At 47.6% G+C, this 14,050-nt stretch carries 11 protein-coding genes; 7 read left to right on the forward strand and 4 right to left on the reverse strand.

Annotated features, from left to right (window positions below; translation table 11 throughout):
• Positions 1–125: 125 nt before the first annotated feature.
• From GWI56_RS12200 to GWI56_RS12215, 4 genes are all read left to right on the forward strand, one after another.
• On the forward strand, positions 126–1,181 hold the full coding sequence (locus tag GWI56_RS12200) for an alpha/beta hydrolase (RefSeq protein WP_105251224.1): 1,056 nt from the start codon (positions 126–128) through the stop codon (positions 1,179–1,181).
• Positions 1,182–1,377: 196 nt separating this feature from the next.
• Entirely contained in the window at positions 1,378–1,953 is a 576-nt protein-coding gene (locus tag GWI56_RS12205; RefSeq protein WP_105251225.1) for an LON peptidase substrate-binding domain-containing protein, read from the forward strand.
• 53 nt (positions 1,954–2,006) lie between these two features.
• A complete protein-coding gene (locus GWI56_RS12210) occupies positions 2,007–2,924 on the forward strand; it encodes a pseudouridine synthase (protein WP_198573031.1) in 918 nt (305 codons plus the stop codon).
• A gap of 147 nt (positions 2,925–3,071) precedes the next feature.
• On the forward strand, positions 3,072–3,464 hold the full coding sequence (locus tag GWI56_RS12215; RefSeq protein WP_173247280.1) for a hypothetical protein: 393 nt from the start codon (positions 3,072–3,074) through the stop codon (positions 3,462–3,464).
• A 4-nt stretch (positions 3,465–3,468) separates the two neighbouring features.
• On the opposite strand, the gene GWI56_RS12220 is transcribed toward GWI56_RS12215, so the two are convergent.
• Positions 3,469–5,319 carry an alkaline phosphatase D family protein gene (locus GWI56_RS12220; protein ID WP_198573083.1) on the reverse strand — a complete coding sequence of 617 codons (1,851 nt, stop codon included), beginning with the start codon at positions 5,317–5,319 and terminating at the stop codon, positions 3,469–3,471.
• Positions 5,320–5,497: 178 nt separating this feature from the next.
• On the opposite strand from GWI56_RS12220, the gene GWI56_RS12225 reads away from it, so the two are divergent.
• The 3 genes from GWI56_RS12225 to GWI56_RS12235 are packed head-to-tail and all read left to right on the forward strand — an operon-like array spanning position 5,498 to position 8,279.
• Entirely contained in the window at positions 5,498–6,412 is a 915-nt protein-coding gene (locus GWI56_RS12225) for an SDR family oxidoreductase (protein ID WP_198573032.1), read from the forward strand.
• An 8-nt stretch (positions 6,413–6,420) separates the two neighbouring features.
• Positions 6,421–7,731 (forward strand): HAMP domain-containing sensor histidine kinase, encoded by a 1,311-nt coding sequence (locus tag GWI56_RS12230; protein WP_198573033.1) that lies wholly within the window; start codon positions 6,421–6,423, stop codon positions 7,729–7,731.
• A complete protein-coding gene (locus GWI56_RS12235; RefSeq protein ID WP_131523481.1) occupies positions 7,728–8,279 on the forward strand; it encodes a response regulator in 552 nt (183 codons plus the stop codon). Before GWI56_RS12230 ends, GWI56_RS12235 begins: the two co-directional genes overlap by 4 nt.
• A gap of 189 nt (positions 8,280–8,468) precedes the next feature.
• Here GWI56_RS12235 and GWI56_RS12240 read toward each other — a convergent pair whose 3' ends face one another.
• The 3 genes from GWI56_RS12240 to GWI56_RS12250 all read right to left on the reverse strand — a co-directional run bounded on the left by GWI56_RS12240 (position 8,469) and on the right by GWI56_RS12250 (position 13,730).
• The gene (locus GWI56_RS12240) at positions 8,469–10,802 is read right to left on the reverse strand and encodes a M4 family metallopeptidase (RefSeq protein WP_198573034.1); all 2,334 of its coding nucleotides are present in this window, start codon (positions 10,800–10,802) and stop codon (positions 8,469–8,471) included.
• A 521-nt stretch (positions 10,803–11,323) separates the two neighbouring features.
• On the reverse strand, positions 11,324–12,031 hold the full coding sequence (locus GWI56_RS12245; protein WP_198573035.1) for an SDR family oxidoreductase: 708 nt from the start codon (positions 12,029–12,031) through the stop codon (positions 11,324–11,326).
• 133 nt (positions 12,032–12,164) lie between these two features.
• A complete protein-coding gene (locus GWI56_RS12250) occupies positions 12,165–13,730 on the reverse strand; it encodes a cryptochrome/photolyase family protein (protein ID WP_198573036.1) in 1,566 nt (521 codons plus the stop codon).
• Positions 13,731–14,050: the final 320 nt, after the last annotated feature.

Here is a 14,050-nt window from a genome sequence, read left to right on the forward strand (position 1 = left end):
ATACACGTTGTCGCATGCACATTGCGACTGAGTTAAGTCGATGATATGAATTGTTTATTGACGTGCGCCATCGTGGTTTAATGCGTTATTTTGCTTTAATGGCATTGATTTGAAGGAACACAGATTTGTCAGCGTTACGATTTCTCGCGGGAGCAACGGCATTTAAGACCTTGGCAGAACAAGGTCTTAAATCTGAGCATTTTACCCAGCTACTTGCCGCCTCTGGTGGACCTAAATGGCTTGGTATCGCTGGGTTAGATAAGTATCTGTTTTCTGAGTTTTTCAAAGACAGACAAACACCGCTTTATACACTCGGCGCTTCTTCAGGGGCGTGGCGTTTAGCGTGTTTGGCGCAGCAAGATCCCCTCATAGCCTATGGCCGCTTAGAGGATTTTTATATTGGTCAGCGTTACGACAATATGCCAACACCGCAGGAAGTCAGTGCGCAAGTTAAAGGCGTAGTGCAGGGCATTTTAGGGGCAAACGGTGGCAGGGAAATCGTTAATAACGCTCATATTCACAGTCATTTCGTCGTGTGCCGAGCTAAACATTTAAATCGTTTAACGGCAAAGCTTCCGCTTGCGGCGGGGCTGGCGATGGCGGCGGCGACCAACTTAGTGAGCCGTCGGAGTTTAGGCTGGCATTTTGAACGTGTGGTCTTTAGCCAACAAGCTGCAGCATCTCCCTTTTTGCAACTCAACGATTTACCCAGTCAGCAGGTTGAATTAACTGAGGCTAATGTCGATGCTGTGATGTTAGCAACGGGGTCGATTCCTTTGTTGCTGGCCCCAGTATCCCAAATTGAAGGCGTTGCCGATGGGCAGTATTACGATGGCGGCATTACCGACTATCATTTTGATTTGCCTTTATCCCGTGCCAAGGGGCTGACGTTGTATCCGCATTTTTATCCGACCATCAGCCCTGGATGGTTCGATAAATCCTTGAAGTGGCGCCAAGGTCGCGCTAATTATCACAATGCGCTAGTGTTGGCGCCATCGGCCGAATTTGTCGCTTCATTGCCCTTTGGCAAAATCCCCGACCGTGAAGATTTTAAGCAACTGGACACGGCGCAGCGGATGCAATATTGGCGTACGTCTGTGGCTTTGAGTGAACGTCTTGCTGAGGAGTTTGCCTCGGTTGTTGCGAGGGGAAATGTGCTGGATCGGCTAGAACACTTTTAGGTTGAAGTGATTTGGTCTCGAAAGCTGGGTTTGACATGACGTGGTTGAAATGCCCTGATTCAAAATAGCGGGGTCGCAAATGTCTTTGTGCCTTAGCGGCTTCAGGAAGGAAATTCTTTCCCCTGCTACACTCTACAATAATAGGAAATACGAATGCATTGAGTTCGTTTCCTTCTATTTGGGGCAGGAGGTTGCTATGCAAACACGAGAAATGGCGTTACTCATGCGCGATGCCTTGTTACTGCCACAGGGACGGGTGGAGGTTCGCGTGGTTGACCCCGGTCATCTGCGCATGGTGGCCGATGTATTCAAGGGAAAGTATGTGCTCGCCTTTGCCACCATTAGACCCAGTGGTAGTCCGCCCTGTTATCCCACTGCCACCCAATGTGACATTATCGATTTTAATCAGCTAGAAGATGATTCACTCAGCATAGTGCTCGAAGGGCGTCAACGCGTCAGCATCCTCTCAGCGGCGCAGGCCAAAGATAAGCTGTGGATGGCGCGTACTTTACCTTGCCGTAACTGGCAAGAAGAGCCGATTAAAGGTGAATTTGAGTTGATAAGCGCCGCATTAGAGCAATTTTATGAAGTGAATCCCGATCTGTTTGAGCTCTATTCTCAAGTGCATTTGGAAGACGCCGCTTGGGTGAGCCAACGCTGGCTCGAGGTTTTGCCTATGTATAACAAAGATAAATTAGTGTTAGTGAATCAGCCAGATTGCCATAAAACCTTGGACTTCGTGCTGCAACTCATCAAGTCCCATGTGGACTGAAAAACCACAAAAAGGCTAGAATAGCGGCTTTCTATAGCCGCTTTTTTTGTGATATGACAGCATCTGCCCGCGCCGCCCAACCTTCTTACATAGTGCTTCCTGTGAATGTCACAGATAAACCCACAGTGTTTGCCTTTCTCGCACAACATTTTGCCCGTATAGGTGAAGATGTATGGCGTCAGCGGATCCTCGATGGAAAAGTGCATTGGCGGGATGGCAGTTTGATCGCCTTGGACACTGAATATCGCCCTGCGGCACGGGTGTATTACTACCGTGAAGTGCCGGTTGAAGCGAAAATCCCCTTCGAAGAACAGATCCTATTCCAAGATGACAATGTCATTTTGGCCTACAAGCCGCACTTTTTGCCTGTGACGCCAAGTGGCAACTATGTGAACGAATGTTTGGTGCATAGACTAAGATTGCGTACTGGCATTGATACTATCGCGCCCGCTCATAGGCTTGATCGTGAAACCGCTGGAGTGATCCTGATGACGGTCGCGCCTGAAACCCGCGCGCTCTATCATCAACTATTTATCGACGATGCGATTCGTAAAGACTATCAAGCGATTGCCAAGTTGACTCCTGAGATTATTGAACAATATCAAAAGGGCTGCTTAACTTTGCCATTGCACTGGACGGTAACAAACCGCATGCAGCCGAGCGACCCGAGTTTTACCATGAAAATCGTTGAAGGCGAGGCGAATACCCATTCCGAAATCAGTTTGGTGGCCATAAAAGGCGATGTCGGTTTATTTCATTTGAGCCCGATTACCGGTAAAACTCACCAACTTCGTGTGCATATGCAAAGCTTAGGTATGCCATTGTTAAACGACAGATTTTATCCAAGCTTATTACCTAAAGGGCCGGATAACTTTGCGACGCCTCTTAAGTTGATGGCACAGCGGTTACGTTTTATTGACCCAGTGAGCGGGATGCACCACGACATGCAATGTCAAGGTTTTGAGTTTTAGTCAGCGGAAAGCATTATTTCCAGTCTGTTTAAAGGAAATAATCGGGTGTAATTGTGTGCTTGGCCCTGTGATGGTATGAATACAATCTGCAGTATCTGAGTCTCTGCCATAGGGAGCCATATTACGATTGTTTAAAGGAAGTCCATTATGACCAAATCTGCGATCTTCTCTATCTTGCTTTGCGCTGCAGTATTAGTGGGGGCCATGTATTTTGGTGACTGGACTAAGCAGCCTTATCTGAATGACATTGCCGCCGAGATCCGTAAGGCGAGTGCGGTGATTGAACCGAAGAAACCAAGTTCGTCAGGCGCATCGACAGCAGAAGCCGATGCCGAGCGAGATCAAAGCCCTAAGATCATTTGGGATCAAATGGCGCATGAAAAACCGTCGAATAAGTCGCAGCCAGAAGCACTGATTTTCAATCAGGCTCAGCCAAAACCTGCTAAAACCGATGAGGCGTTATCCAAAAATACGCCTTTGATGGATTCTGGCTCTGGTGCCACTCAGCCTGAAACGGTTAAACATAATAAACCCGTTTAATCTGTTATTCCTGTTTGGGTGGTTCGAACAGGGTTTCGCTCATATCGCCATGTAAAACCGCAATTTTTGTTGGTGCACCATCATCAGCTAATTCCAACATACCTATTCCGCTTTTATTCACTAGACGTTTACTCGGCTCACCATTTGGTCGCCTGCCGCGCAGCAACATACGTTTACGTTTTGTCAGCAAGTTAAGTGGTGAAAAGTGGCCATAAAACCAGCCATTGAGTTTATCGAAAATCGGTAATAGCTTCTCGGGGAAGTGATTTTTTATACCGCTGCAGGTGATTTGGTAGATGTTAGGGCTACTGCGTCTAAAACGAATACTGATGTCGTAACTAAAGGAGTAATGCACATCGCCGGAGAGGATCACAAACTCCTCTGGGGTTTTACGGTGCATAAAAATACTCAGTAGTGCATTGGCGGCGCCCGGGTGGGCCATCCAGTTTTCGGCGTCGACTAACAGGGAACCGCCGATCAGAGTGGCTGTGCGCTGCACAGCTTCAATCAACTTGACCCCAAACATGGGCGCAGGTGAGACGATAATGACCTTCGACTGGCCGAGTAACTCTTGCTGCAAATCCATTAACGCCTCCCAATCCATCAAGCCGGAAGGTTTTGCGAGATTAGATTCACTGCGCCAGCGGCGGGTACGCGTGTCGAGCACGACCAGTTTAGGCGAGGACTCTAAGGTGTAATGCCACTGCTCAAATTTAAGTAATTCGTCGATGAGCAGATCCTGACTTTCGTTTTCTTGTCGCGCAAAAAACGCATCGAGCAGCGGGCGGATATCGGCGGCAAATTTATCAGGCGCGTTGCCAAGTCCTTGGAATAAGGTGTAGCCGATTAAGGCATTACCAATAATGCGTTTCGAAAATGCGTGTTCGTAGGCCGCTTGTTCCCATTTAGCCGTCAGGTTCCAATCATCGGTGACGTCGTGGTCATCAAACATCATATAAATGGGAATGTGCGCCATAAAGCGCCTGACTTGCCCCAGCCCAGCTTTAAAGCCAAGCAAGTGTTGCCACTCATTTTGCCAGCGGGCGGTATTGGCGGGTGATAAGCCGTCGACATCCTTCGAGATATTCACTAATTCCCACAGTTCAGGTGACCAAGTGAGTAAATACAGGGCGATGATTTCATTTAGGCTGACCAAATGATTTACGGCGATGGAGGAGGTAAAAATGGGGTGATTGCGATACCAACGCCACAGCGCAGTTTTAGCCGGATATTGGGTATGAGGCAACAGGTTTTTATGCCGTTGATACAAATATGCGGGCTGATAATGAATGTCTTCACTAGTGGTGATGCTCGCGCCTTCAAATTGCTCATGTTTAAGACCAAGCAAATCGATGACTTGCCCTATGGCGCTTAACATAGGTCCCGCAACATCATCAATATAGACCTGATCACCACTCATTATGATAAGTGCAGGGCGATCATCCTCCGCACCCCTGTTGATTATCTTGGCTAAATGGGTATCGGCGGCGACCAGTGCATCGTCACTGTGGTGATGCGGATTGCGGCAGGAACCGTGGAATACTTGAGTTAATTCAGGGGTAAAACGTACACTTGGCGTCGACGCATCGCCGTAGTTTAGCTGGCTTATCGTGGCAAAAATATCACCATGTTGAGCGGTAGACACTTGGTAAGGTGTGACGATATTGGGTGCGAGTAACTCTGGGCGCGACAGTATTATTAGATATTGATGGGCATGTTGCCCAAGTGGCACATAGTGTAAATCTGCATCCTGTAATAGGTACTCTTGCTCACCAAGACGCAGCTTAAGTTCAGTTAATGGCTCACGACTTACAAACCACAGGGTAAAGTGTGAGGCATCGCAGTAGCGCAGCATGGGGCCAGCTAATATCAGAGGAAGTGTCGTACTCAAATTCTGCCTATGGGTATTTGGGTTAATTTTGCATGAGTTAACCCTAAGTAAGTTTGGTTTAGAAGAGTAAACAAGTGCGTTGAATATGAAAAGCTTTTAGAATTGTTAGCCATAAATATGCGTTGAAACTGAATGGGGCGATATGGCTAAGATTATGGTCACGGGGGCGACTGGGCTACTCGGCAGAGCTGTCGTAAAACAGCTTGAATTAACAGGACATGAGGTTATCGCCACGGGTTTTAGCCGCGCAAGTGAACGAGTGCATAAACTTGATCTTACCGCCCCTTTGGATGTCGAGGCATTTATCGCCCGCGAGCAGCCGCAAGTGATAGTGCACTGCGCCGCCGAGCGTCGCCCCGATGTTTCCGAGCAAAATCCGCAGGCAGCATTGGCACTTAACTTAACCGCCAGCCAAGCCTTAGCTATGGCAGCTAAGGCCAATAATGCTTGGCTTATCTATATTTCCACTGACTATGTGTTCGATGGCACTCAACCTAAGTACGCTGAAGATGCAGCCACTCATCCGGTTAATTTTTATGGTGAATCTAAGCTAAAGGGCGAAGAAATCGTGCTAGACACTAGCGCTGATTTTGCTGTGCTACGCTTGCCAATCCTTTACGGCCAAGTAGAAAAGCTGAGTGAATCTGCTGTGCTAGTGCTGGTTAACCAATTGATTGAGCGTCGCGCTCAGGGTGTTGATCATTGGGCGATACGCAGTCCAACCTCGACCGCCGATATTGCCCAAGCCATAGACAAGATGATTGCACAGCATATTGAACATTCTACCGTGCAGGGGATTTATCATTTTAGCGCCGTAGAGACTATGACTAAGTATCAGATGTTGTTGACCTTAGGAGAGATTTTACAACTCAGTACAGCGTACTTAACGCCTGAGTCGACGCCGACAGATAACGCCAAGCGGCCAAGGGATTGCACCTTAAGCTGTGCGCGTTTAGCTGCGCTGGGGATTAGTTCTGAAATCAATTTTGCCACTGGCGTGCGCCAAGCATTAGAACAATCGAGTGGTGCACTTGCCACGCTCGGACTCACTCTGTAGGAATCGCCATGGCTAAGATCTTAGGGACCAGTCTACAGGCTGCCGACCAAGTCGCATTACTGCGAACCTTAGGTTTGCTGCTGCAAATAGGCTTAACCACGTTTGCCGCCGATACTTTTGGTCTTAGCCTGCAAATGGAGCCGTTAGTGCATGTGTTAGTGCTGGAGGTGTTATACCTTTCGCTCACATTGGCGCTACGTAAACCCTTATTTGCTAAGGAGCGCGGCCTCTTTATTGCGCTCAGCTTAGACACATTATTTTGGATATCTTGGTTGCACTTTTCCGGCGGCGCGACCAATGCGTTTATCTCGTTATTACTGTTGCCGATTGCACTTGCGGCTGTGACTTTGCCGATCTGGGCGCCTTGGGCACTGACGGCTATTTCAACCTTTGCCTACAGCCTGATGATCTTTACTGTGCCCGAATCTCCCATGCAGCACCATGGCATGGACATGAGTTCCCACTATTTAGGCATGTGGTTCAACTTTGTGATTTCAGCATTGGTGATGACAACCAGCGTGGCGTTAATCACTAAGCGTATGCGCCGCCAAGATGCGCAGTTAGCCTATATGCGCGAAGGGCAATTGCGTCAGGAGCAACTCTTAGCCCTAGGTACAGTATCGGCGCAGATGGCACATCAACTGGCCACGCCGCTCTCGAGTCTGAGGTTATTACTTGATGAAGTAAAAGAAGACATGAGCGATACCTCGATAACGATTGTCGAGATGGAAACTGCGTTAGGTCGCTGTGAGCATACGCTTGCCGAGCTGAGATTAGCGACGGAGTCGATCCGCGATCGCCGCCAGCGCCCACTAAAGATCATTGAGCTGGTGGACAGTTTAAAGCAAAAAACCTTGCTGTTAATGCCGCAAACTGAACTGAATTGGTTGATCACTTGTATGCCTGAACAACTGGCAGAGCAAAGTATTCTGACTGATATGAGTTTAACGCCAGCCCTCATGGCCTTGATTGAAAATGCTGCCCGCGCCAGCGCCGAAACCCTAGGTGCGCCGCAGGTGGATATCAGTTTAGATATAGCGCCAAACGAAGAGCAGATCTACTTGCAGATCCGCGATTATGGCACTGGTATCGCGCCCGATTTATTGCCACAGTTGGGCACCTTACTCATAGAAAGTCCCAAGGGTTTAGGTGTCGCTTTGCTACTCAGTCATGCCAGTTTAGAGCGTTTGGGCGCAGAGTTGATTTTGGCTAATCATCCCCAAGGTGGCACTGTGGCACAAATTCGTTTCACTATATTAAGGGAGCTGGCGTCGTCTGTATCGCACAAGACTAAGGTTAGTGACGAGGTAAGTTCATGAAACGTTTGTTGATTGTAGAGGATGACCTTTCCCTTGCGAGTATTTTAGGGCGCCGATTAACACGCCATGGCTTTGAATGCCGATTAACCCATGATGCCAGTGATGCTCTGTTGGTGGCGCGGGAATTTCGTCCTAGCCATATTCTTTTAGATATGAAGCTTGCCGAAGCCAATGGCCTAGGGTTAATTGTGCCGCTGCGTCATCTGCTGCCCAAGGTGACTATGGTGTTACTCACAGGTTATGCCAGTATCGCCACTGCGGTGGAAGCGATTCGTCTCGGCGCCGATAATTATTTAGCTAAACCTGTGGATACCCAAACCTTGCTCGTCGCACTGGAAATGGATGGGCATTCCCATACTCTTCAAGAAGATGAAGTCGACGATTCGCCACTGAATCCTAAGCGTTTGGAGTGGGAGCATATTCAGCAAGTGCTCAATGCTAACCAAGGCAATGTGTCCGCCACGGCTCGCCAATTGGGAATGCATCGCCGGACGTTGCAACGTAAATTGCTGAAGAAACCTGTGGGTGAAAGTGGACATGTGAAGTAACGATTCATCCACGTGTGGGCAAGGGGCAACAGCTTAAGGCAAACCTTATGAGGTGCTGAGGCTGAGCCGTTTGACCATAAAAAATGCCACTCAAAAGGGTCGAGTGGCATTAACAAGAAAACGAGAAGTGAATCGATGAATTAGCGCTAGGATTTTACGCTAGCGCCATTGCACGATTAGGTTATGCGATTAAAAATTAACGGTTTCTTCGTTTGAGCAAGGGCCGTTAGTTTCACATACTTTATAGGTGAAGCTTGCGCCAGCTAGGTCGGTGAAACGGTCAATAAACGATGAGCTGCTTGAAGTACCCACCGCAACACCGTTACGGAAGATAGTGTACTCATCAGCGTTGTGACCATCCCATTCGAGTGCAACACGTATGCTACCGCGACGAGATTTATTCGCATTTTTTACTACCATTTCTAATGCGACTTCAGGGACTTCAACCGCAAATTCTGCCGAAGTGCTTGCTGTTGCGCCATCGTTGTCAGTTACAGTCAGTGTGACTGTGTAGCTGCCTGACTGGGCATACTGATGATTGACACTCGCACCTGCGGCATTTGTACCATCACCAAAATCCCAGTTCCATGATGTCAGGTCGCCATCGCTGTCAGTACTGGTGCTTGTGAAGCTGCCGTTACCGTTAGCAAAGCTTGCAGTAAAGCCTGCGGTTGGAGCTTGGTTTGGAGTGTCATCGCCATCATAAGCACCCACTAGGCTCACACCTGTGTAACTGCTATAGCCGCTGACCATCACCCAATAAGTTCCCGTTTGAGCTGGATCAATAGCACAGCTTTCGGCATTACCTGACTTGTATGGACGACAATCATAGCTGCTAGACGTCGGCGCTTGACCAAATTTAACATACATGTCCGCATCACCTGTGCCGCCTGACATATTGAAGCTCAGGTTAGTTGCACCGCTAGCGACATCGAGTTTGTAGTATTTTTTGCTACCTGATGCACCCGCTAAACCTGTCACAGCAACACCGTTGGCGAGCTCAGTAGCTTCTGGTGGTGGCGGTGGTGGTGGCGTTTCACAAGGGGTGATACCCACAGCGGCAAACGCAGTAACCACATCGTCAGCACTTAAGCCTAAGTCAGTTGCGGCCGATTTTACACCACAAGCGCCTTGCCAGAATAAGCTGTCCGCCGTCCAATATAATTGGTTAGCGACTACGAATGTTTGGAATGCTTTGCGCGTATCCCAACCTGGTAAGTTAGCTAAAGTGTAGAAAGCTTTATTGAATACACCTGAACTGTGGTGCACGTCGATGCCATCATAGTAATCGTCGATATGACCGATTGAGATACCGTCTAAGGTTGGATCTGCCATGTAGCGCAGTGCACCACTGCCTTTAAAGATATCGGCGCCGACTAACCAGTCGTTTGTGCCGTGCATGTAAAATTCAGCGGCTTCACCCGCCATATCTGAGAAGGCTTCGTTCATGCCGCCAGATTGATCTGCGTAAACCAGCCCTGAGTTTTGCTCAGTGAAACCGTGGCTCACTTCGTGTGCCGAGACATCTAAGCTCACTAATGGGTGGAAGGTTGTTGCGCCATCACCGAAGGTCATAGCACTGCCGTCCCAGAAGGCGTTTTCGTAGTTGTTGCTGTAGTGAACTCGCATCGTTAACTGAAAGGTTAACGGTGCCGTGTTGTACCACTCGCTATACATCTTGTAGATCACGTTGCCGAAGTAGTGCGCATCGTTTAATGGCGAGTAAGCACCGTTGATCTCTTTGACTGTATTGCGCGGACAAGTATAAGAGAAGGCGGTTGCGCCTGATGTGGCACCGTTTAGGTTAACGGTTTTTACGTTAGGTGAGTTCATGGTGCAAGTGTCACCGCTCACTTCAACGTCTAAGCTAGAAAAATCAGTACCGTATTCGTATTGGCCAGTCTTAATGTTACCGCCTGGACCTGTGCCCGTTGCAGCGTGATTAATCCCTTCCCAACGCTTGAGCACTTCACCAGAGTGCGCGTCAACCATAGTGAATGGGCGGCTTGGTTCATCACCATATACTACAAATGAAGTCACATAAACGAGGCGAGTTTTAGCGGCATCATCGAGGTAAAGCCATAATTTTGCTTGTTTGTTTTCAGCTTTTAGACCTGCAACGGCTTTGTCAGACTTGCCACGGATCGCAATATCTAACGCTTTGTTAGCCGTTAAAGTGGGTTTGACAAAATCAGCCGACTTTTCAATATTTTTTAATACGCGGCCAGACATGTCGCTGTAAAAGCCCATGCTCGATTGTGACGTCGCAACAGAGAAACCATAAACAGGTACGCCATGGAAATATTGTTGTAAACGTTGTTTTTGCTTGCCTTGACCTAGGTTGAGTTTTTTCTCGACTTTGAGTTGGCTACCTGCGTCTAAGTTGAACTGAGACACTAAGTTATTGCTTGAAGACGCGCTTCTAAGAGTGCCGACATCGACAACATCGGCAGCAAATGCGGATGTGCCTAAAGTAGCCGACACAGCAATGAAGAGTAGCGACAGTTTTTTGTTTAGCATCATGCTTGAAATCCTTTTTCCGTTTTGTAAATAACGTTGGAATGCCATACAGCTTAACTGGCTCGGGCGAGCGTTTTTTATTGTGATTTCTACAGGGTCGTCGGCATCCCTCTGCCATGGCCGAATAGAATGAGCTGTTGCTCAGGCGGGAATTCTCAGGTTTTTATTCTGTGCAAAGCGTGAATAACCGCATGACTCTAGATGTTATTTAAATGTAAAAGCGTTAACAATCGTACAAAGGAACTATCTTCAACGTTCATTTAGACGCTTTTAAATCTGAATTAGGACTTTTGGGTAATAGGGATTTAGCCAAGCGGAAAGGGTGATGCACTTGAGTGTTTTAAAATAATTTAATGATTTATTTCAATTGTTTATTTTTTCAGTGTTCTTGAAAAGGCTTGATTAAGGATGGGTGTGCGTTGGGGGCATCATCCTATCAAGGGGTTAAAACCCTCGGCTTTGATTTATTAATTTAGAAAGACTCCATCGGAGTTGCCGCTGCTTGACTTGCTCTTCAGCTTATTTCACCAAGGTAACTCTGTGCCATCGTAGGCAAAAAAACGCCCTGTTTGTGAGGGTGTAGCATTGGCAATGATGGGCAGTAAGCTGTTGGCGACATACTCAGGTGTAAACAGTTTGCCTTTGGGGACACTCTGTTGAAATGGCTGAGATAATAGCGTGTCTGTCGTGCCCGGATGCAGAGACAACACCACGCCGTGTTTCATGGTGCGTTGCCACTCAATCGACAGTGTTTTGAGAAACATATTCAGCGCGGCTTTTGAGGCGCGATAGCTGTACCAGCCTCCTAATTTATTATCGGTAATACTGCCGACTCTCGCCGATATCACCGCAAACCTTGCCGAGTGGCTTTGTGTTAATGCCTTAGCAAAGTGCTTTGCCAACATGATGCTGGGTAGGGTATTGAGCGTTAAATTGTGCTGGAAAAAGTCGATATCCAGTGACTGTAGGCTTTTTTCTGGCCCTTTATCTTGGGTGTGTAAGATGCCGACACAGTTAATAATCCAATCTAATTCAGTGAGCTGTTCGCTTAGCTGTTTAATCTCAGCTTCATTGGTCACATCTAATGCATGCCATTGGATTTTCTCCTGCCTGTCTTGGGGAAGATGATGCCAGTAGGTGGCGTGCACAGTGGCGTCGGGATAGCTTTCTTGAATTCGCTTAACCATGGCTTTGCCAATACCCCCACTCCCGCCGACGATAAGTACTTTCATAGCAAACTCTCCCTATCCAAATATCTATATCAAACTCTTTATATCAAACTCTCTATATCCAAGAGTCACGCTTAGGCTTAGTACAAATGCTAAGCACTAATGCTAAGTACTAACACTCAGTACTAAGGCTCAGTTACAAACGGTTTAGATGAACGAGATTGTGCTCGGCTGTGGCTAATATGGCATGCCTTACGGACTCGTCCATCTTGTCCCAAGTCTGGTACAGCATGCCGATCCTAGGATTTTGCGACAGTCGCGCGCGGTGTTTGTCCATAAAGCGCCAATAAAAGCTATTGAACGGACAGGCAAGTGCACCGCTGCGCTCTTTTATCTTGTAATGACAGCCGCTGCAGTAGTCACTCATTTTATTAATGTAAGAGCCGCTGGCGGCATAGGGTTTAGTGCCGACAATGCCGCCGTCGGCAAATAATGCCATGCCGCGGGTGTTGGGCATTTCAACCCATTCGATAGCATCAACATACACGCCTAAATACCACTCATCGACTTGATTTGGCTCGATTTCGGTTAATAAACAGAAATTGCCGATCACCATTAAGCGCTGAATATGATGGGCGTAGGCAAAATCTAATGATTGGGATAAGGCTTGTCGCATGCAGTTCATTTTAGTGTCGCCATGCCAAAAATAATCGGGCAGCGTCCCATGGGCATCGAGCGCATTAGTGCTGGCGTACTGCGGCATATTCGCCCAGTAAATGCCGCGAACGTATTCTCGCCAACCTAATATCTGCCGCACAAATCCTTCAACTTGGGCGATATCAATCTCAGCATTCGTTTGATAACTGTCGATGGCCGCATTGATGACTTCTAACGGGCTGATTAATTTACTGTTAAGGCTGAATGATAGCCGACTATGGTACAAGCTCCACTTGGCGGGATGTTGCGCTGTCATGGCATCTTGAAAACGGCCAAAGGAAGGCAAGCAAACCTGACAAAAATACGCTAATAATTCGAGGCTTTGCGCACGGTTTATCGGCCACAGCAATGGTGCATCAATGCGACCCATGGTCGGAATTTGATGACGCTCAAGCCGAGCGAGAATTTCAGTTACATCGAGGCTAAACATTAATGGCTCAGGCAAGACTTTTATATCCTGAGTTTTAAGTTTTTGACGGTTGTTGGCATCAAAGTTCCATTGCCCACCGAGTGGTTTTGCGTCTTGCATCAAGATGTTGTAACGCTTACGCATGCGGCGATAAAAGTGCTCCATCATAATGTGTTTGCCGATGGGGAACTGCGTATCGATTTCGTCAAAGGGCAAGATAAAGTGCTCTGTATCGACACAGTTCACCATGGCTGTGTTGAGCTTAAGTTGGCTCAATTGTTTGAGTAAGCGGTATTCATCAGGCCTTTGGTATTCAAACTTGATCGCGCCAACCTGTGTTACCTGATGTTGAATTAGCGTCAGTAGATCGCTATAGCCTTGGGTGCCATCATGAGTGTCATCCAGATTCAAATAGAGCACTTGATGCCCTTGCGCACGCAGCTCTTTGGCAAATTGCGCCATTGCCGCAAAGAAGGCACATATTTTTTGTACATGATGGGTCACATAAGTGTTTTCTTGGTGCAATTCTGCAATCACATACAGCACTTGATCATCAACACGGTTAAACCAAGAATGCTGGGCATTGAGTTGATCGCCTAAAATTAACCTGACGGTATGGAATTGCTGTAATTGCATTAAGTGGACTCGTTGAATGACTTTCGCGGTTAAGCATTTCGCGATGGGATATTGCCGGACATTACGAATTGGGTTGCAGTGAGGATCACAAAGCAGGGTATTTGTCATGATTTCGACAAGGAGGTTTATCTAAACTTGGTTTGATAGCTTTTAAAGCAAAGTCAAAGTCGGGGGGCTTCACCCCTTGATTTTCAATCAAGGGCCCTTGCCGAACAACGTCGATGTCTAACTGCCAGTTCGCCATCCTTGGCTCTCGTTCGTACCGCTGTTTTCGCAGCACTCACCCTAGCGAAGTTACATGCATTAACTCTTTATTTATA

The sequence above is a fragment of the Shewanella sp. DW31 genome, assembly GCF_015767295.1.
Lineage (GTDB): Bacteria > Pseudomonadota > Gammaproteobacteria > Enterobacterales > Shewanellaceae > Shewanella > Shewanella oncorhynchi.